Origin of the sequence: Mesorhizobium sp. Cs1299R1N3 (assembly GCF_037179625.1) — a bacterium.
In the GTDB taxonomy this organism is placed as follows: domain Bacteria; phylum Pseudomonadota; class Alphaproteobacteria; order Rhizobiales; family Rhizobiaceae; genus Mesorhizobium; species Mesorhizobium salmacidum.
In genome coordinates this window covers 67,110-86,077 of record NZ_JAPYKQ010000009.1, presented here as the reverse complement: position 1 = coordinate 86,077, position 18,968 = coordinate 67,110, and the positions used below count along the sequence as shown (strand labels likewise).

Below are 18,968 nucleotides of genomic sequence, written 5' to 3'. Positions count from 1 at the left end.
CATGGCTGGTTTTTTCAAGAAGATATTTTCGTTCGGCAAGAAGGAGGTCGTCGAGGAGCGCATCGACGAGACCGCCCCGCTGCCGCCGATCAAATGGGACCAGCTCGACGCGCTGAAGCCGGCGGCCGAGCAGTCCCTGCCGGAGTTTTTGAAGCGCGAGGAGCCTGCGGCGGAAGCCGCGCCGGCGGCCGCGCCCCGTCCTCCCGTTGAGGAGGAGGTAAGGCCAGCGCCCGCCGAGGAGCCAACACCGGAGCCTGCTCCGACCATTCCGCCCGCGCCGGAGCCGATCGTTCCGTCGACCCCGGAGCCTTTGCCTGAACCCAAGCCCGCGGAAGTTCCAAAGCCTGCTCCGGAAACCCCTGCCGAGCCGCCTGCGCCCGAGGAAATTCCGGCGCGGCCCGCCGTTCCGGAGCCAGCGCCCGAACCGCAGCCGCAAGAGGTGCCCCCGCCCGCGCCATCCGAGCCGGAGATCGTTCCCTCGCGTCCCGAGAGGCAACCGGAACCCGCGCCCGTCGAAGTGCCGACGCCGCCCGTGGAAGTGCCGGCCGAGGTGCCCGCACCGGTCGAGGTGCCACCGGCGGCGCCGGTTGAAGTGCCTCCGTCGGCCGGCGTCGAGCAGGCGGCTTCAGAGGCCGGCGCTGCCCCTCATCCGCCTGCCGGCACCTTCTCCTCGTATGGTGACGAAGAGAAGGAAGAGGTTCTTCCACCGCCAGCGGCCAAAACCGAGCCAGGCATTCCACCAGCGGAAATCGCGCCACCCATCCGCCAGCCGGCGCCAGTCGAAACACAACCGGTCATCGCCGAGATCGCGCCCGAGCCTCAATCGGTTCCGCAACTCGCCCCGGAGGCAAAACCCGCGCCCGGCAAGGTGACGGTTGCCAAGAAGGTGGAGCAGAAGGCCGAGCCGCAGAAGGCGCCCGAGCCGGCGCCGAGGCGATCCTGGTTCCAGCGCATGCGGGACGGGCTTGCCCGGTCCTCGCGCGAGCTGACCGGCAACATTGCCGGCGTCTTCACCAAGCGCAAACTCGACGAGGAGACGCTGCAGGACCTGGAGGACGTGCTGATCCGCGCCGATCTTGGCGTGGAAACGGCGCTGCGCGTCACTGATTCACTGGCCTCCAGCCGCTACGGCAAGGACGTCTCCGATACCGAGGTGCGCGCGGTCATGGCGGCCGAGGTGGAGAAGGTGCTCGCCCCGGTCGCGAAACCGCTCGAGCTCGACCTTTCGCACAAGCCGCATGTCATCCTGGTCGTCGGCGTCAATGGCACCGGCAAGACCACGACGATCGGCAAGCTCGCCGCCAAGCTGACCGATGGCGGCCTGTCGGTGATGCTGGCCGCCGGCGACACGTTTCGCGCCGCCGCCATCGAACAGCTGAAGATCTGGGGCGAACGCACGAAATCGCCCGTCATTGCCTCAAAGCTCGGCGCCGATGCCGCCGGTCTCGCCTACGACGCCTTCGAGAGGGCTAAGGAGGCAGGTTCGGACGTGCTGATCATCGACACCGCCGGCCGGCTGCAGAACAAGACCGAACTGATGGCGGAGCTGGAAAAGATCGTCCGTGTGCTGGGCAAGCTCGATCCGGATGCGCCGCACACGGTGCTGCAGACCGTCGACGCCACCACCGGCCAGAACGCGCTCAACCAGGTTGAGATCTTCCGCAACGTCGCCGGCGTCAACGGCCTGGTGATGACCAAGCTGGACGGCACGGCGCGCGGCGGTATTCTGGTGGCGATCGCGGCAAAGCACAGATTGCCGGTCTATTTCATCGGCGTCGGCGAACAGGTCGACGACCTCGAACCTTTCTCGGCAAGCGAATTCGCCAGGGCGATCGCTGGAGTGGCTTGAACAAGCATGATGCCGGAAGTGAGGCTTCCGGATTGGATCGTGCGTTAGAAGGATACCATGAACCCACCCATTCTCGAACGCGATCCGTCCGACCCGCAGAAAGAGAAGAAGGAAGGCGTCAATCCCGTGCTCAAGCTGGTGCTGGAGCTCGGGCCCTTGATGGTGTTCTTCTTCGCCAATGCGCGCGGCGAGTGGCTGACGCAGAAATTACCCGTTTTGGCTGAATTCGGTGGCCCGATCTTCGTCGCCACCGGCCTGTTCATGGCCGCGACCGCGATCGCGTTGATCGCCTCATGGCTGCTCACCCGAACCTTGCCGATCATGCCTATGGTGTCGGGCGTCGTCGTCTTCATCTTCGGCGCGCTGACGCTCTATCTGCAGGACGACATCTTTATCAAGATGAAGCCGACCATCGTCAACACGCTGTTCGGCGGCGTGCTGCTCGGCGGCTTGTATTTCGGCCGCTCGCTGCTCGGCTATGTCTTCGAGTCCGCCTTCAAACTCGATGCCGAAGGCTGGCGCAAGCTCACCTTCCGCTGGGGCCTGTTCTTCCTGTTTCTGGCCGTCGTCAACGAAGTCGTCTGGCGCAATTTTTCCACCGACGCCTGGGTTACCTTCAAGGTCTGGGGCATCATGCCGATCACGCTTCTGTTCACCTTCAGCCAGATGCCGCTGATCCTGCGCCATTCGCTCGACGACAAGGCCGGCGGGGAAGAGAAAGCCGGCAAATAAGGCAGGAACTAAAGGGGAGAGCCATGGAATTCGTCACCACCCGGGAAGAGCTGCGGACGATCTACAAGACCCCGCGCCCGACCGATGGCTCGATCCGCAAGGAACTGAAGGCGCTCGACGGCCATTGCCGCTCCTTCATCGGCAAGAGCCCGTTCGTGCTGATCGGCTCGTCCGATGGCGAAGGCAATGCCGACGTCACCCCGAAAGGCGACAAGCCCGGCTTCGCCGCCATTCTCGACGAGAAGACCATCGCCATCCCCGACCGGCCCGGCAACAACCGGCTGGATACGCTGGAGAACATCCTGCGCAATCCCTCGGTCGGACTGCTCTTCCTCATCCCGGGCATGAACGAGACGCTGCGCGTCAACGGCGAAGCCCGCATCACCGTGGATGCCACTTTGCGCGAGCGCCTCGCGGTCGACGGCAAGGCGCCGCAAAGTGTCATCGTGGTCGCCGTCAAGGCCGCCTACATGCATTGCGCCAAGGCCTTCATGCGTTCCGATCTATGGAAGCCGGAGAGCTGGTACGACCGCGCGACGCTGCCGACGCTCGGCCAGATCCTGCGCGACCAGTTGGCATTGGCCGATTCGGCCGAGGCGACCGACCGTTGGCTGGACGACGAGTACAAGCAGACGATGTGGTAGGGTTTTCGGCCCACGATTCGCCCGGACCTGTCCATCTTGATCAATCTTCTTGCCATCTCAGGCAGCCTGCGGGCGGCCTCCACCAATTCGGCCCTGGTCGCGGCATTGGAGCTGAACGCGCCCGAGGGCTGTCGCGTCACCGTCTATGACGGACTTGGCCGCCTGCCGATCTTCAACCCCGACGACGAGGGCGAGCGGACGCCGCGCGAAGCCTCCGTGCTGATCGATGCCGTCACCGGCGCCGACGGCATCATCGTCTCCTGCCCCGAATATGCCCATGGCGTGCCGGGCGGGCTGAAGAACGCGCTCGACTGGCTGGTCTCGCGCGACGCCGCCGTGGCCAAGCCGGCCATGCTCGCGCACGCCTCGCCCCGCTCGCTCTATGCCCGCGCGGCTTTGGCCGAGATCATGCGCACCATGTCGTTCGCGCTTTATGACGGCGGACCGGAGCTTGCCCTGCTCGGCAAGAAGCCGCCGGAGGTGGCGAGCATTCTGGCGGAGCCGGCGAACGTGCTGGCCATGCGCGACGCGCTGGCTGCCTTCGCGGATTTCATTCGCTCGCGTTGAGCGACGACCACCAGGAAAGAGAGAGGCTTCGGCCAATTTCTAACGTGCGCAATTGGCGGCGGTCGCCGCGTCTTTGACCTAGCCCTTCGCCCGCAATGTCTCGACATCGGTCTTGCCGACATACCAGTCGCGGGCGCTGACTTCCTCGAAGACCACCCAGATATCGTCATTGCCAAGTCCGGTGGCGTCCATGATCGCCGCCGTGACTTTCCTGGCGATGTCAGCCTTCTTGCCTGCCGGATCGGCGGCGATCACTTCCTTGACGATGCGGATGTTGACGAATGGCATGACGTCCTCCCCTTCATTCCTGATCAGTACGTCTTGGCCCCATTCACCATCAGCCGCACCGAATAAAGCGAGGTGGTGCCGGCGATATAGAGGCAGTTCAGCTTGGCGCCGCCGAACACGCAATTGGCGGTCACCTCCGGCACCTTGACCTTGCCGATCAGCGTGCCGTCCGGATCGTAGCAATGGATGCCGTCGAAGGCGCTGGTCCAGATACGCCCGTCGGCATCGAGCCGAAAGCCGTCGAACAGGCCGGCGGTGCAGTCGGCGAACACCTTGCCGCCCGAAACCTTCTTGCCGTGCTTGCCGACATTGAACACCCGCATATGCGCCGGATTCTGCGCGCCATGCGTGCGGCCGGTGTCGACGACATAGAGCAGGCTTTCATCGAGCGAGAAGGCAAGCCCGTTCGGCCTGACCATATCGGTGATCACGGCTTCGACCTCACCACTGTCGGGATCGACACGGTAGACATGGCAGGCGCCGATCTCGCTCTCGGCCTTGTCACCCTCATAGTCGGTGTCGATGCCGTAGGTCGGGTCGGTGAGCCAGATCGAGCCGTCGGACTTCACCACCGCATCGTTGGGCGAGTTCAGCCTTTTGCCCTTCCATTTGGCGGCGACGGTGGTGACCGAGCCGTCGTGCTCGGTACGGCTGACGCGGCGGCCCGAATGCTCGCAGGTGACCAGCCGGCCCTGCCGGTCGACGGTGTTGCCGTTGGAGTTGCCGGACGGCTGGCGGAACACGCTGACGCTGCCATCGGTTTCGTCAAAGCGCAGCATGCGGTTATTCGGAATGTCCGACCACACGACATAGCGGCCGGCTGCGAACCAGGCCGGCCCTTCCGCCCAGCGGCAGCCGGTGAACAGTTTCTCCACTTGCGCGCTGCCGTTGAACAGGCGCGCGAAACGCGGATCGAGAATTTCGTAATAGTCTGCGGCCGCCATGCATTTCCTCCCGGCATCACGTGACGCCGGATCAAGCCAGCCCGCGACCGATCTGGCAAGACGGGCTATCAGCAATTTGTAAGACAAAACGGACAGGACGTGCCTTAGGACGCCATTAACCGGCTATGCGTTGCGTGCAATGGTGCATTGCAACATCTTCTTTTTGCAATGCACCATTACTATGTCATGTTCCGTATCGATCAAGGGAGGAAGAACCAGCCGCGAGAATGCGGCACAGAAGGAACCTTGCTATGATCTTCAATGACCTCATGACCCGCGCTCGCAGCAGCATCGCCAAGCGCAAGCACTACAACCGCCTCGTCGCCGAAATCGACAGCTTCTCCAGCCGCGATCTGGCCGACATGCGTGCCGACCGCTCGGAAATGCTCTACCAGATCCACAAGCAGATCTACGGCTGAGCTTTTCAGACGGAGGCGGGCACCGCCCCCCTCACCCGGATTGCCAAACCGAATTGCAAAAGCAATTCGGGCAATCCGACCTCTCCCCAAGGGGAGAGGAGCTAACTTGCATCAACGCCCCTGTCTCTTCTCCCCTCGGGGAGAAGGTGGCCGCGTAGCGGCCGGATGAGGGGGCGCCGCTGCATCAACCGGGCGCCGCCAGCGCCTTGTCGATCTGCGGCAGCAGAAGCTCCTTGGCGGACTCCGCCGTCAGCGGGCCGACATGCTTGTAGGCTATTTTGCCATCCTTGCCGATGACGAAGGTTTCCGGCACGCCATAGACGCCCCAATCGATCGCCGTGCGGCCGGCTTCGTCGACGCCGATCGCCTGGAACGGATTGCCGAGGTCGCCGAGGAAGCGGCGGGCGTTTTCCGGCCGGTCCTTGTAATTCAGCGCCGCCATCACGAACCGCTTGTCCTGCGCCAACGCCAGAAGCACCGGGTGCTCTTCCCGGCATGGGGCGCACCACGATGCAAAGACGTTGACCAGCGTGACCTTGCCGGCGAAGGCCTTCGAATCGAGCCCCGGCAGAGTGCTGCCCTCCAAGGGCGGCAGGTTGGTTTGCGGTGCCGGCAGGCCGATCAAGGCCGACGGCACTTCCGAGACATCGCGTCCAGACAAGAGCTGCGACAGGAACAGTCCGGCCAGGCCGAGGAAGACCAGCAACGGCAAGAATACAAACAGGCGGCGACGGGCCGGCGGCGGCGTTTCGGTTTCGCTGCTCACGGCTTTCCCCCGGTCTTGTCGGAACGACGGCGCACGCCAGCCGCCTCCAGTTCGGCGAGTTCGCGCTTGCGCGCCCGCTGGTCGATGAGAATCCAGCCGATCAGTCCGGCCAGCACCACTGCGGTGATGGCATAGGCGGCGGTGACGTAGAGGGCGTGCGGGCTCATGCCGGCCGACTCCTTGGCATGCCGCCCGCCAACCCGGTCCGTTCGCTGCGCTCGATCATGCCTTCACTTAACCTCGCGCCATGGCCCGCGCAATCGGCCGCCACGCCGCAGCCTCTGCCGCTCGTGGCCACCTCAATCCGTGCCATGACGCAATGCAAGCGCCGCGGCCACGGGGCCCAGCACCGCAAGAAACAAGGTCAGCGCGGCAAGAATGAGGAAGGGCTGCAGGAACGGATCCGGATTGGCCGTCGCGCCATAGCTCGCCGAAACGCCGAAGATCAGCACCGGGATGGTCAGCGGCAGCACCAGCACCGAAATCAGGAGCCCGCCACGCGGCAGCGCCACCGCCACCGCCGCACCCACGGCGCCGATGAAGGTGATGGCCGGCGTGCCGACCAGAAGCGTCAGCGCCGTGGCGCCGGTGGCCAACGGCTCCATGTTCATGAACAGGCCGAGCAGGGGTGCGGCGACCACCAGCGGCAAGACGCTGCCCGCCCAGTGCGCCACGCATTTCACCAGCACCGTCAGCGCCAGCATGTGCCGGTCGTTGCCGAGCACCAGCAGATCGAGCGAGCCGTCCTCGCGGTCGGCCTGGAACAGCCGGTCGAGGCCAAGCAGGCAAGCAAGCAGCGCGCCGATCCACAGGATCGCCGGACCGATGCGGGCCAACAGCTTGAGGTCAGGCCCGACGCCGAAGGGGATGGTGGCGATGACGGCCAGGAAGAAGATGACGCCGGTCAGCGCGCCGCCGCCGGCGCGGATCGAGAGGCGGATGTCGCGGAGGAGGAGAGACCACATTACGATGTGGTCCCTTGCTGAGGCTGGCGTTCTGTTGCGCCCTCCTCCCCCATCGCCAACGCCTTCGCCCCCTCCAATCCCAGCGGCAAATGCGTTGCCGCCACGATCATACCGCCATCCGCGCAATGCGCCGTCATCAGTCCCGCGAACCGCTCCTCCGAAGCCCTGTCCAGCCCTGCCGTCGGCTCATCCAGCAACCACAGTGGCCTATGGCTGACCAGAAGTTTCGCGATCGCCGCGCGTCGTCGCTGTCCGGTCGAGAGATAGCCGAACGGCAGATGGCCGATGCCGCCCAGCCCGACTGTTTCCAGCGCCTCCTCGACATCGAGCCGGCCCTCGCCATGGAACTCCCGCCAGAAACGCAAATTCTCCCTCACGCTCAGCGCCGTCTTCATCGCATTCTGATGGCCGAGATAGTGGCAGGCGGAGGCGATCGAGGGGAATTCGTCGCCGCCGCCTTCGAGCAGCGCACGACCTTCGGCTTTCGGCAGCAGCCCGGCGACCACCCTGAGCAAGGTCGATTTGCCCGAACCGTTCGGCCCGGTGACGATCAGCGCCTGCCCGGCCTCCAACGCAAACCCGATGCCGGAGAACACCGCCGCGCCACCGCGCTCGCCGCCCAGATTTTCGGCGATCAGCCGCATCCCGTACCTGTCTCTCGAACGAAGCGGCACGGTCGCTGCCGCATCGCACAAATTTGCTTTGCAACTGTCTAGAACTATTCCAGAAAATTCTCTATATGCGGGTCATCCGTGCCAGCGGTCGGCGCGGGAACAGAATTAGCGCCGAACCAGCGCACGCGCCGCCTTGAACGGCTCGGGTTGCTTGGGAACGGACAGCGGAAATGGCCGTACCCGCACCTTTGCGCGTGATTGCATGCCATCGGCGTCCGTTCCCTTTCAGGCTGAACAGACAAGGACGGATCGCACGTGTCAAAATCCCTCGACAGTTTCAATTGCCGCCGCACGCTGAAAGCGGGCGACGCCGAGTATGCCTATTTCGACCTCGTCGAGGCCGAGAAGAACGGCCTCACCGGCATTGCCCAGCTGCCCTATTCGATGAAGGTGCTGCTGGAAAACCTGCTGCGCAACGAGGATGGTCGCTCCGTCACCAAGGAGAGCATCCAGGCGGTGGCCGGCTGGCTGACCGACAAGGGCACCGCCGGCGTCGAGATCGCCTATCGCCCGGCCCGCGTGCTGATGCAGGATTTCACCGGCGTTCCGGCCGTGGTCGATCTTGCCGCCATGCGCGACGCCATGGCCTCGCTCGGCGGTGATCCGCAGAAGATCAACCCGCTGGTGCCGGTCGACCTCGTCATCGACCATTCCGTCATCGTCGACGAGTTCGGCACGCCGATGGCTTTCGCCCGCAATGTCGAGCTCGAATATGAGCGCAACGAAGAGCGCTATAAGTTCCTGAAATGGGGCCAGCAGGCGTTCCGCAACTTCCGCGTCGTGCCGCCCGGCACCGGCATCTGCCATCAGGTCAACCTCGAATATCTCGGCCAAGTCGTGTGGACCAACACCGAGGACGGCGAAACGACAGCCTATCCCGATACCTGCGTCGGCACCGATTCGCACACAACCATGATCAACGGCCTTGGCGTGCTCGGCTGGGGCGTCGGCGGCATCGAGGCCGAGGCGGCCATGCTCGGCCAGCCGGTTTCCATGCTGCTGCCCGAAGTCATCGGCTTCCGCCTCACCGGCAAGCTCAAGGAGGGCGTAACCGCCACCGACCTCGTGCTCACCGTCACCCAGATGCTGCGCAAGAAGGGCGTCGTCGGCAAGTTCGTCGAGTTCTTCGGCCCAGGTCTGTCCAACATGACGCTTGCCGACCGCGCCACCATCGGCAACATGGCGCCCGAATATGGCGCCACCTGCGGTTTCTTCCCGGTCGATTCGGAAACCATCCGCTATCTCACAATGTCCGGCCGCAGCGAGGACCGCATCGCCCTGGTCGAGGCCTATTCCAAGGCGCAGGGCATGTGGCGCGAGGCCGGCTCCGCCGACCCGGTCTTCACCGATCTGCTCGAACTGGAACTCGACAGCGTCGTGCCGTCGATGGCTGGCCCCAAGCGTCCGGAAGGCCGCGTCGCGCTCGAAGGCATTCCGGCCGGCTTCGCCAAGGCGATGGAGACCGAGTACAAGAAATCAGCCGAAATCTCCAAGCGCTACGCCGTCGAAGGCACCGACCATGACCTTGGCCATGGCGACGTTGTCATCGCCGCCATCACCTCTTGCACCAACACCTCGAACCCGTCAGTGCTGATCGGCGCCGGCTTGCTTGCCCGCAACGCCAACCGCCTCGGCCTGAAGCAGAAGCCGTGGGTAAAAACCTCGTTGGCACCTGGCAGCCAGGTGGTGGCGGAATATCTGGAAAAGTCGGGTCTGCAGAAGGAGCTCGACCAGATCGGCTTCAACCTGGTCGGCTTCGGCTGCACCACCTGCATCGGCAATTCCGGCCCGCTGCCGGCGCCGATCTCCAAGACCATCAACGACAAAGGTTTGATCGCTGCCGCGGTACTCTCCGGCAACCGCAACTTCGAGGGCCGCGTCTCGCCCGACGTGCAGGCGAATTACCTGGCGTCGCCGCCTCTGGTCGTGGCGCACGCGCTGGCCGGCACAGTGACCAAGGACCTGACCACGGAGCCGCTCGGCGACGACAGGAACGGCAATCCGGTCTATCTCAAGGACATCTGGCCGAGCTCGGCCGAGATCCAGGAGTTCATCGAGAAGAACGTCACCCGCGAGCTGTTCGCCCGCAAATATGCCGACGTTTTCAAGGGCGACGAGTACTGGCAGAACGTCAAGGCGCCGGAAGGCCAGACCTATGCCTGGGACAACGATTCGACCTATGTGCAGAACCCGCCCTACTTCGCCGGCATGACATCAGGTTTCGGCAAGATCGGCGACATCAAGGGCGCCCGCGTGCTCGGCCTCTTCGGCGACAAGATCACCACCGACCACATCTCTCCGGCGGGTTCGATCAAGGCTGCCTCGCCGGCCGGCAAATACCTCACCGACCATGGCGTCGGCGTCGCCGACTTCAACCAGTACGGCACCCGGCGCGGCAACCATGAGGTGATGATGCGCGGCACCTTCGCCAACATCCGCATCCGCAACCACATGCTGGGCGAGAACGGCCGCGAGGGCGGCTACACCATCCACTATCCCACGAAGGAAGAGGAATCGATCTACGATGCGGCGATGGAATACAAGAAGGAAGGCGTGCCGCTGGTCATCTTCGCCGGCGTCGAATACGGCAACGGCTCGTCGCGCGACTGGGCGGCCAAGGGCACCAACCTCTTGGGTGTCCGCGCCGTCATCGCCCAGTCCTTCGAACGCATCCATCGCTCGAACCTGGTCGGCATGGGCGTCATCCCCTTCGTCTTCGAGGACGGCACCTCGTGGGCTTCGCTCAACCTCAAGGGCGACGAGATGGTCGAGATCGACGGATTGAGCGCCATCAAGCCGCGCCAGACGATGGTCGCCAAGATCACCTATGGCGACGGCACGGTGAAGAACGTGCCGATCATCTGCCGCATCGATACGCTTGATGAGCTCGACTACTTCAAGAACGGCGGCATCCTGCAATACGTGCTGCGCGATCTGGCAGCGTAGAAAGCAGGGAGTAAGGGAGTAGGAATAAGGATACTAAGCCCGAAACGGGTAACCTACTCCCCTACTCCCCTACTCCCCTACAGTCCTGCAGCGATGAAGGCACGCTTCGTCAAAGCATTGACCGGCCCGGACCAAAGTCCAGGCCCGGTGCGTTCGCAATAGAGATCGGCGGGGGTGAGGAGAACCTGCCACATGGGGATGATGCCGCCGCCGGATCGAACCACACCGTGAAATGCAGTGGCTTCTCCTATTGCGGCCTTACCTCACGATTGCAGCGATAAAATTTCACCGCAACGTGACTTCCCGTTGACTTCCCGTTCTGCCACATATTTCGGCAAAGCAGAACAAAGCCGGCATCACCGGCGGGAATTGGAATGGTCATGGCCTCGCGACGATCATTGTGGCTGGCAGCCTTCGCGCTGGCCTTCTCGGTTTTTGCCGGTGCTGGCCAAGGCAGCGAGCCCGAAACGGTCCAGGCCGAAAAATCCCAGCCCGACCGGCCGCTTGGCGTGGTCGAACTGTTCACCAGCCAGGGCTGCAGTTCCTGCCCTCCGGCGGACGCGTTCTTCGCCGAACTCGCCACCAGGCAAGACCTTGTCACGCTCGCTTATCACGTCGACTACTGGGATTATCTCGGCTGGAAGGACACGCTGAGCCACAAGGAAAACACCGAGCGGCAATATGACTATATGCGCTATTTCAGCAGCCGTTCCGTCTATACGCCGCAGGCCGTCCTGAACGGCCGCATGCATGTCAACGGCGCCAATCGCGCCGAGGTCGACGGCGCGCTTGCCCGCATGGCCCGTGCCGGCGAAGGCATGCGTGTGCCCATCAAGGTCAGCCGCGCCGGCGACCGTGTGATCATCGACACCGGCGATGCCGGCACCGGCCCGAACGACGCCCATGTCGTCATCGTCTATTTCGACGCACCGCAGACGGTCAAGATCGGCCAGGGCGAGAACTCCGGCCGCAAGATGACCTATTGGAACGCGGTCACCGGGATCCAGACCGCCGGCATGTGGCACGGCAAGGCGCAGCGCTACGAATTGCCGCTGAGCGAGATCACCAAGAAGGGCGGCTGCGCCGTGCTTTTGCAATCGGTCGGCAAGGATGGCCTCCCGGGTCCCATCCTGGGTGCGGCTTTCATCCACAAGCCCGGATCTGAGACCTCCATCGATCGAAACCTGTAACGTCACGGGTTCGGCGCAATTCCAGACGCAAACCGTTACACATCGTCTTCGAATGGTTTCAGTGTCCGGTCAGGCGATCGGCAAAGGCCGCAAGGCGTGAGGTACGGCCCAAGCCGTTTGCTTCACGCCGGTCGGCGATGCGATAGAGCTGGTACATGGTGTGCACGCCGAGCCAGCGCAGCGGTTCCGGTTCCCATTTCTTGACCGTGCGGTTGACCCAGGGCAGCCGGGTCAGTTCGGTGTCGTGGCCGAGCACCAGGTCGCGCAAGGTGCGGCCCGACAGGTTGGAACTCGACACGCCGAGCCCGACATAGCCGCCGGCCCAGCCGATGCCGCTCTCACGGTCGAAACCCGAAGTCGTGCACCAGTCGCGCGGCACACCGAGCGTGCCGCACCAGGCATGGTCGAGGCGCACGCCTTTGGTCTGCGGCAACAGCCTGGTCAGCACCTCGTGCAACTGGTCGATGGTTGCCTGCTGGGTCCGGCCGCGCACATCGGTGCGCGAGCCGAAGCGGTATGGCACACCGCGACCACCCATGGCGATGCGGCCTTCGCGCGTGCGCTGAGCGTAGCAATAGGTGTGCGCGGCATCGCCCAGCACCTCGTAACCGTTCCAGCCGATCGCGTCCCAGAGTTCTTGCGGCAGCTTCTCGGTCACCACGATGGCGCTGTTCAGCGGCAGCCAGAGACGCTCGTAGCCGGGAATGCCAGCCGTGAAGCCTTCGGTGGCGCGGATGATCTTTTGCGCCCGCACGATGCCTCTGGTGGTGGTGACCTTGCCCTTCTCGATCGCCAGCACCTGCGTCTGCTCGTAGATCGGCACGCCGAGCCGCGCGACCGCGGCCGCCAAGCCCTGGACCAGCTTGGCCGGCTGTACACGCGCGACGTTGCGCACAACGAAGGCGCCCAGTACCTTGTCAATGGCGATGCGCTGGCGCGCCTCCCGCGCGTCGAGGAAGGCCAGCCGCTCCGGCGGCATTCCCCAGCCCAGCAGCTCCTCGTATTCTGCCTTGGCGCGCTGCAATTGCGCGGCGTTGGTGGCGACGGTGAAGTTGTCGACCCGGCGGATATCGGCATCGATGCCCTCGGCTTCCGTCACCGCGATCACCTCATCCACCGTACCGAACATGGCGCGCTGCATGTCGATCACGGCGCCGCGCGACGATGTTTTTGCGTATTTCTCGCGCGACCAGCTGAAACCGCCCGACAGCCAGCCGCCATTGCGGCCCGAGGCGCCGAAGCCGGAGAACTCCTTTTCGACGATGGCGATGCGCAGCGTAGGCTGCGCCTTCTTCAGATAATAGGCGGTCCACAGGCCGGTGTAGCCGGCGCCGACGACGCAGACATCGGCCTCGATGTCACCGGGCAAGGGCGGCCGATAAGCGGGAACGCCGCCGATATCGGCATACCAGAACGACACGTCGCCATTATGCTTGGCTTGCATTTTTTGAAATCCGTTCCGAAATTCAGGTAAGCGTCAGGTCGGCCTTGTCGTCGTCGGCGAGCAGCTTGACGTCGGCGCCGGCGAACAGCACGTCGACCTCGTCTCCGATGGCAAAACTGTCTGCTTCCAGGGTCGAGCGCACGATGGCTTTGGAGCCGTCGGCCAGATCGACCTCGTATTTGGAGCCGGAGCCGAGATAGATCGCTTCGCCTATGCGCCCCGTGAGCCGGTTGCGGCCATCGCCGCCGGCACCACGGCGGGCAAGCGCCAGCTTTTCGGGCCGCAGCAGCATGACCGGCCTGCCGCCATTGGCGAGACGCTTGGCTGTCGCGACCTTCTGGCCCGCAATGTCGATCGCCGTCTCCCCGCCGGAGGTGGCGGCGGCCCCGCGCAGCACGGTGGAATCGCCGATGAACTTGCCGACGAACAGCGTCGCCGGCTCGTCATACAGCTCGCGCCCGGTGCCGATCTGTTCGATGCGGCCCCGGTTGAACACGGCTATTCGGTCCGACAGAACCAGGGCCTCTTCCTGGTCGTGCGTCACATAGACGAAAGTGGTGCCGAGTTCGCGGTGGATGCGCTTGATTTCGAGCTGCAGCCATTCGCGCAGCTTCTTGTCGAGCGCGCCGAGCGGCTCGTCCATCAACAGCAGCGGCGGATCGAAAACGATGGCGCGCGCCAGCGCCACGCGCTGCTGCTGGCCGCCCGAAAGTTCGCTGGGAAAGCGGTGACCGAAATCCGCCATCTTGACCATGTCGAGCGCTTGGCGCACGCGGCGTTCGCGCTCGGCTCCGGCCACACCGCGCAGCGCGAGCGGATAGGCTACGTTGCAGCTCACAGTCATGTGCGGGAACAGCGCGTAATGCTGGAACACCACGCCGATGTTGCGCCTGTGCGCCGGCACGCCGACCACGCTCTTGCCGCCCACTTCCAGCGCGCCCGAACTGGCCTCGGTGAAACCGGCAACGACATTGAGCGTCGTCGTCTTGCCGGAGCCGCTCGGCCCGAGCAGCGTCATGAACTCGCCGGCCTTGATGTGCAGCGATACGCCGTCCAGCGCCTTGAAGCTGCCATACGCCTTGCTGATCGACTTGAGATCGATCGCCGCGCCCCTGCTCTCTTGCCCCGGGTTCCCCCTGCTCTCTTGCCCCGGATTCATTGGCGTCCTTTCCGCTCACGGCCAAGAAGAAGCATGCCGCTGCCGATCAGGATCGTGGTGGCAAACAACAGGATCGTGCCGACCGCCGCTACCGTGGGGTCGGCGTCGCGCGTGATGGAAGCGAAGATCTGCACCGGCAATGTCCTGAGATAGGGATTGGTGATGAACAGCGACACGACAATCTCGTCGAAGGAGGTGGCGAAGGCGAACAGCAGCCCTGACAGCACGCCGGGCGCAATCAACGGCAGCGTCACCGTGCGGAACGTGGTGAGCGCGTTCGCGCCCAAGCTCGCCGCGGCTGTCTCGAGGCGCCTGTCGAACACTTCGAGATTGGCCGAGACGGCAATCAGCACGAAGGGCAGCGCAAGGATGGTGTGGGCGAGCACGAAGCCGAGCAGCGTGCCGACGAGCCGCGTATCGAGGTAGACCGCGTAGATGCCGATGGCCAGCACCACGCCGGGCACGACCATCGGTGTCAACATCAGCATGCGCAGCAGGTTTGCCGGCCGCGCTTTCATGCGGTCGAGGCCGAAGGCGGCAAGCGTGCCGAGCACCGTTGCCAGCACCGCGACGATCGAGGCGACCTTCAGCGAATTCAGGAAACTGTTCGACCAATCCGGGTTGGTGACAAAATTCTGGTACCACTGCCAGGAGAAGCCCTGCGGCGGAAACGCCAGCGACTTGTTCTCGTTGAACGACATCGGCACCACGACCAGCGTCGGCGCCACCAGCCATATGGCCACCAGCAGGCAGACAAGACCCAGGACGACGCGCGTGAGCGGCTTCATCTCCATCAGCGTCGCTCCGCTTCCCGGTACCGGGATCGCATCACCGGCGCGGCAAGCGCCAGCAGCACGAAGGTCGTGACCAGCAGCACCACGCCCATCGCGCCGCCCCTGCCCCATTGCAGCAGACTGAGCACCTGCGTCTGCACCAGGGTGGACAGCATGGTCGAGCGTGGACCGCCGAGCAGAGCCGGTGTGATGTAGAAGCCGAGCGCCAGGATGAAGACGATGATCGCCCCGGCATAGACGCCCGGCAGCGACAGCGGCAGGTAGATGGTGAAGAAGGCGCGGGACGGTCGGGCGCCAAGACTTTGCGCCGCGCGCATCAGCCTGAGATCGATGCCTTTCATGACCGAATAGAGCGGCAGGATCATGAAGGGCAGAAGAACCTGCGCCATGCCGATGACCACGCCCGTCTGGGTACGGATCAGCCTGACGCCGCCGAGCCCGAGCGACCGCAGGATCGAGTTGATGACGCCCGAATCCTGGAGCAGGATCACCCAGGATAAAGTGCGCACCACGCCGCTCACCCAAAACGGGATCAGCACACACAGCATCAGCGCCAGCCGAACGCGTGGCCCGACCGCGGTCATCAGATAGGCGTAGGGATAGGCCGAGACCACGCACACCAGCGTGACCCACGTCGAAATGACGAAGGTCCGCTGGAGCACGGTGAGATTGATGGGCATGCTGAAGAACCAGATATAGTTCTGCAGGCCCCACTCCGGCTCCGACAGGCTGCGCAGGATGATGGTGAGCAGCGGATAGCCGATCACCGCCAGGAGCAGGACCAGCGCCGGCAGCGCGAGCGCGTACGGCCGCCATGCCCAGCGCCTTTCGGCAGCAGGAATGGTTGGCTTGGACGCGCTCACGGTCTGTGTTCCCGTCAGCCGGTCAGTTGCCGGCCATCAGCGCCGACCACTTCTCCTGCGCCACCGCGAAGTTCGGCACCCAGAACTTGAAATTCTGTTTGTAGCCCTGCTTCTGGCGTTCAGGCGTGTTGGTCAGGTAGGCGGACACGGAAGCGTCGACCTTGGGCTGCGCGTCGTTGTTGATCGGCGTGTAGGAGGTCTTCTCCGCCAATATTTCCTGGGCATGCTTGCCGAGATAGGCATTGAGCAACGCGTAGGATGCATCCGTATCCTTGACGCCGACCGGGATTGTCATCTGGTCCATCACCACCAGCCAGTCCTGCCAGGCGGGTGCATATTTGGCACCGTTCTTGACCGCGGTCATGGCGCGGCCCGTCCACATCATCAGCATGTCGGCCTCGCCGGATTCGGCGAGCTGCTGCGATTCGGCGCCCGTCTTCCAGAAAATGGTGTCGGGGCCGAGCTTGCGGACCACATCGATGGCCTTGTCGATGTCGGCCACCGTCATCGCCTTCGGGTCGCCGCCGGCGACCTTGAACGCCTGTTCCAGCAGGCCGCCGGTCGGGCTGCCGGAGCCGTCGATCCCACGCACGCCGGGGAATTTTTGGGTATCGAAGAAGTCGGCCCAGCTCTTGGGCGGATTATCCCCGTACTTTTCCTTGTTGTACATCAGCACGACACCGTAGTTCATCGCCGGCACCGAGCATTCGCCGACTTGACCTTCCGGGATTTTCGAGACGTCGAGCTTCGTCAGATCGAGCTTCTGGAACAGCTTGCCGCAATAGACATAGGGCGGCAAGTCGTCGGTATCGACGACGTCCCAGGTAACATTGCCGGACTCGACCTGCGCCTGCAGTTTGGCGATCTCCGTCGGGCCGTCATTGAGCAGCTTGACGCCGGATTTGTCGACGAACTCCTTGAGCGCGGCCACCTGGCCGTCCTGGTAGATTCCGCCATAGGATACGAAGGTCAGCGTCTTGCCCTTCAGCGAGCCTTCAGCCACCTCTCCCGCCACCGGCTTGGATTGTGCGAGCGCGGCGGTAGCAGCCATAAGCACGGCGACGCACGCCGCATGTCCAAATCTCAGTCTCATGATCAACTCTCCCATTGCAGAACTCGCATTTGTTTTCATTCACCCGGATGCGAGCGGTTTCCGGGCCTGTATTGATCGAGTTCGAGCGCGCCGGCGGTTGGCGGCGCGATGATCCACAGCACCTCCGCAGGCGTGTCGCCGACATTGACCGTGCGATGCGGCACCGACGTTGCGTATTCGACGCTGTCGCCTTCGCGCATCACATGGCGCTCGTCGGCAAGCGTCAGCTCCACCGTCCCCTTGAGCACCATGAACATTTCGTGTTCGCCGCTATGGACATAGGTCTCGTCCCCGGTCGACCCGCCGACCTCGAAATGTCCGGCATAGACCTCGAACTGGTGGATCGGCCGCCGCGACAGGAGCATCTTGCGGCCTTGCACGCCGACCGGAACGACCGGCCGCTCCTCGCGCCGCAGCACCTTGTGCAGGGGGCGGGCATTGTCCTCGAACAGATCGTTGATGCCGAGGTCGAGAGCGGCGGCGATCTTGAGCAGCGTGCCGGTGTTGGCGCCGCACAGATTGCGCTCGAGCTGGCTGATGAAGCTCGCGGTCGTGCCGGTCATGTCGGCGAGCTGGCGCAGCGAGACGCGCCGCGCCGTGCGCAATGCCTTGATGCGAGGGCCGACGCCGCCGGCCTCTGGCGCGACCGTCCCACCATTCACCTGTTTTGCCGTGGAGTCCGATGCGCGTGGCATTGCCGTCTCCGTTTCACTTAACACCCTATTAAGTGAGGTGGCAAATGGCAAGCACGTCGGCGGAATTGAGTCGATATGGCCGCCTCTGGCTCTACGCCCGAGTTCCATGGGTCGCCTTAGTTGCGTAAAAAAGGTGCAAAAACGAAAAAACCGACGTCAGCTTGCTTCTGACGTCGGTCATTTAGGTTTTGGGATCGTCGCACCTGGCGCTTTTCCATGGAAAAGGCCGAGGTTGGTTCGATCCGACGCAGACCCGTGGGCGGGGGGCTTGGGGTTTACGAGCCGGTGCCGGACCGAACCGTCTCAGGCAACGCCGGTAAATTCGTCGGACATTGGGGCATGAGCGCGGATAAAAAAAGGCAGAAATGTGGCGAAGCATCACCAATTCCAACACGCGTTTCACAAACGTGACTGGACGCGACGGAAACGGCTAGCCGCCGGCTTCGCTTCGCCGGCTCTTGCAATTGGCTTGCGAAGGGGCCAACTTTGGTTGGCAAAGATTCATTTTGAAGGATCGAGGCATGACTGATGACGGCGGCGGGATGGGGGATGGAGACGCATCCGCAATATTGATCCCGCTACACGAGGCGCGACGTGAACGCCTCGACCAGCCGGTCCGCTTCGACCGGCGTGAACTGGACCAGATCCTGAGGCTCTACGGACGCATGGTCGCCGCCAATGAATGGCGCGACTACGCCATCGATCATCTCACCGACCGCGCTGTCTTTTCCGTTTTTCGTCGCGCCAGCGAAGTGCCGCTGTTCCAGATCGTCAAGGATCCGAAACTGGCGCGCAAGCAGGGCGCCTTCGCCGTCATCGCGGCGGGCGGGCGCATCCTCAAACGCGGCCAGGAGCTAGGCCGCGTGCTTGGCGTCTTCGACAGCAAGCTGAAGCTGGTTCAGGTTTGAACCGGGAATTGAGGAATTGGGGAATTGA

The 18,968-nt window shown here is 63.9% G+C and carries 20 protein-coding genes and 1 pseudogene; 8 read left to right on the top strand and 13 right to left on the bottom strand.

The annotated features are described in order from the left end of the window. Position 1: 1 nt before the first annotated feature. From ftsY to O7B34_RS19865, 4 genes are read left to right on the top strand one after another with little or no spacing between them, the layout of a single operon-like run. Complete coding sequence (gene ftsY, locus O7B34_RS19880) at positions 2-1,849, top strand: signal recognition particle-docking protein FtsY (RefSeq protein ID WP_337147673.1); 1,848 nt, start codon at positions 2-4, stop codon at positions 1,847-1,849. 57 nt (positions 1,850-1,906) lie between these two features. Next, complete coding sequence (locus O7B34_RS19875; protein ID WP_140510351.1) at positions 1,907-2,581, top strand: septation protein A; 675 nt, start codon at positions 1,907-1,909, stop codon at positions 2,579-2,581. 23 nt (positions 2,582-2,604) lie between these two features. Further along, the gene (locus tag O7B34_RS19870) at positions 2,605-3,225 is read left to right on the top strand and encodes a pyridoxamine 5'-phosphate oxidase family protein (protein WP_337147671.1); all 621 of its coding nucleotides are present in this window, start codon (positions 2,605-2,607) and stop codon (positions 3,223-3,225) included. Positions 3,226-3,261: 36 nt separating this feature from the next. Continuing rightward, positions 3,262-3,792 carry an NADPH-dependent FMN reductase gene (locus tag O7B34_RS19865; protein ID WP_337147670.1) on the top strand — a complete coding sequence of 177 codons (531 nt, stop codon included), beginning with the start codon at positions 3,262-3,264 and terminating at the stop codon, positions 3,790-3,792. 78 nt (positions 3,793-3,870) lie between these two features. On the opposite strand, the gene O7B34_RS19860 is transcribed toward O7B34_RS19865, so the two are convergent. Both O7B34_RS19860 and O7B34_RS19855 read right to left on the bottom strand, forming a co-directional pair. Next, positions 3,871-4,080: a tautomerase family protein gene (locus tag O7B34_RS19860; protein ID WP_337147669.1), complete on the bottom strand. Its 210-nt coding sequence runs from the start codon at positions 4,078-4,080 to the stop codon at positions 3,871-3,873. Between the two features lie 23 nt (positions 4,081-4,103). Then, positions 4,104-5,024 carry an SMP-30/gluconolactonase/LRE family protein gene (locus tag O7B34_RS19855; RefSeq protein WP_337147668.1) on the bottom strand — a complete coding sequence of 307 codons (921 nt, stop codon included), beginning with the start codon at positions 5,022-5,024 and terminating at the stop codon, positions 4,104-4,106. A gap of 251 nt (positions 5,025-5,275) precedes the next feature. On the opposite strand from O7B34_RS19855, the gene O7B34_RS19850 reads away from it, so the two are divergent. After that, positions 5,276-5,443: a hypothetical protein gene (locus O7B34_RS19850; RefSeq protein ID WP_023774506.1), complete on the top strand. Its 168-nt coding sequence runs from the start codon at positions 5,276-5,278 to the stop codon at positions 5,441-5,443. Positions 5,444-5,627: 184 nt separating this feature from the next. Here the strand turns inward: O7B34_RS19850 and O7B34_RS19845 are convergent, their stop codons facing one another. The 4 genes from O7B34_RS19845 to ccmA form a co-directional block, all read right to left on the bottom strand. Beyond that, entirely contained in the window at positions 5,628-6,209 is a 582-nt protein-coding gene (locus tag O7B34_RS19845; protein ID WP_337147667.1) for a DsbE family thiol:disulfide interchange protein, read from the bottom strand. After that, positions 6,206-6,376, bottom strand: coding sequence for a heme exporter protein CcmD (ccmD, locus tag O7B34_RS19840; protein ID WP_337147666.1), 171 nt, complete (start codon positions 6,374-6,376; stop codon positions 6,206-6,208). Before ccmD ends, O7B34_RS19845 begins: the two co-directional genes overlap by 4 nt. A gap of 132 nt (positions 6,377-6,508) precedes the next feature. Then, complete coding sequence (gene ccmB / locus O7B34_RS19835; RefSeq protein WP_337147665.1) at positions 6,509-7,174, bottom strand: heme exporter protein CcmB; 666 nt, start codon at positions 7,172-7,174, stop codon at positions 6,509-6,511. After that, positions 7,174-7,818 (bottom strand): heme ABC exporter ATP-binding protein CcmA, encoded by a 645-nt coding sequence (gene ccmA / locus O7B34_RS19830; RefSeq protein ID WP_337147664.1) that lies wholly within the window; start codon positions 7,816-7,818, stop codon positions 7,174-7,176. The genes ccmB and ccmA overlap by 1 nt, the downstream gene beginning before the upstream one ends. Before the next feature lie 285 nt (positions 7,819-8,103). On the opposite strand from ccmA, the gene acnA reads away from it, so the two are divergent. Beyond that, entirely contained in the window at positions 8,104-10,794 is a 2,691-nt protein-coding gene (acnA, locus tag O7B34_RS19825) for an aconitate hydratase AcnA (protein WP_337147663.1), read from the top strand. A gap of 80 nt (positions 10,795-10,874) precedes the next feature. Here the strand turns inward: acnA and O7B34_RS32205 are convergent. Continuing rightward, positions 10,875-10,988: pseudogene (locus O7B34_RS32205) on the bottom strand (ceramidase domain-containing protein); the annotation flags it as partial. Between the two features lie 180 nt (positions 10,989-11,168). Between O7B34_RS32205 and O7B34_RS19820 the strand changes: the two are divergent. Further along, a complete protein-coding gene (locus O7B34_RS19820) occupies positions 11,169-11,984 on the top strand; it encodes a DUF1223 domain-containing protein (RefSeq protein WP_337147662.1) in 816 nt (271 codons plus the stop codon). Positions 11,985-12,042: 58 nt separating this feature from the next. On the opposite strand, the gene O7B34_RS19815 is transcribed toward O7B34_RS19820, so the two are convergent. Genes O7B34_RS19815 through O7B34_RS19790 form a run of 6 tightly spaced genes read right to left on the bottom strand, consistent with a single transcriptional unit; the run spans position 12,043 to position 18,032 of the window. Then, the gene (locus O7B34_RS19815; protein ID WP_337147661.1) at positions 12,043-13,428 is read right to left on the bottom strand and encodes an NAD(P)/FAD-dependent oxidoreductase; all 1,386 of its coding nucleotides are present in this window, start codon (positions 13,426-13,428) and stop codon (positions 12,043-12,045) included. Positions 13,429-13,450: 22 nt separating this feature from the next. Then, complete coding sequence (locus tag O7B34_RS19810) at positions 13,451-14,587, bottom strand: ABC transporter ATP-binding protein (RefSeq protein ID WP_337147660.1); 1,137 nt, start codon at positions 14,585-14,587, stop codon at positions 13,451-13,453. Continuing rightward, the gene (locus O7B34_RS19805) at positions 14,584-15,381 is read right to left on the bottom strand and encodes an ABC transporter permease (RefSeq protein ID WP_337147659.1); all 798 of its coding nucleotides are present in this window, start codon (positions 15,379-15,381) and stop codon (positions 14,584-14,586) included. Before O7B34_RS19805 ends, O7B34_RS19810 begins: the two co-directional genes overlap by 4 nt. Further along, a complete protein-coding gene (locus O7B34_RS19800) occupies positions 15,381-16,244 on the bottom strand; it encodes an ABC transporter permease (protein ID WP_337147658.1) in 864 nt (287 codons plus the stop codon). Before O7B34_RS19800 ends, O7B34_RS19805 begins: the two co-directional genes overlap by 1 nt. A gap of 22 nt (positions 16,245-16,266) precedes the next feature. Beyond that, positions 16,267-17,337, bottom strand: coding sequence for an extracellular solute-binding protein (locus O7B34_RS19795; RefSeq protein WP_027146196.1), 1,071 nt, complete (start codon positions 17,335-17,337; stop codon positions 16,267-16,269). A 35-nt stretch (positions 17,338-17,372) separates the two neighbouring features. Beyond that, positions 17,373-18,032, bottom strand: coding sequence for a helix-turn-helix domain-containing protein (locus O7B34_RS19790; RefSeq protein ID WP_337147657.1), 660 nt, complete (start codon positions 18,030-18,032; stop codon positions 17,373-17,375). Between the two features lie 521 nt (positions 18,033-18,553). Here O7B34_RS19790 and O7B34_RS19785 point away from each other — a divergent pair. Continuing rightward, complete coding sequence (locus tag O7B34_RS19785; RefSeq protein WP_027146198.1) at positions 18,554-18,940, top strand: DUF2794 domain-containing protein; 387 nt, start codon at positions 18,554-18,556, stop codon at positions 18,938-18,940. Positions 18,941-18,968: the final 28 nt, after the last annotated feature.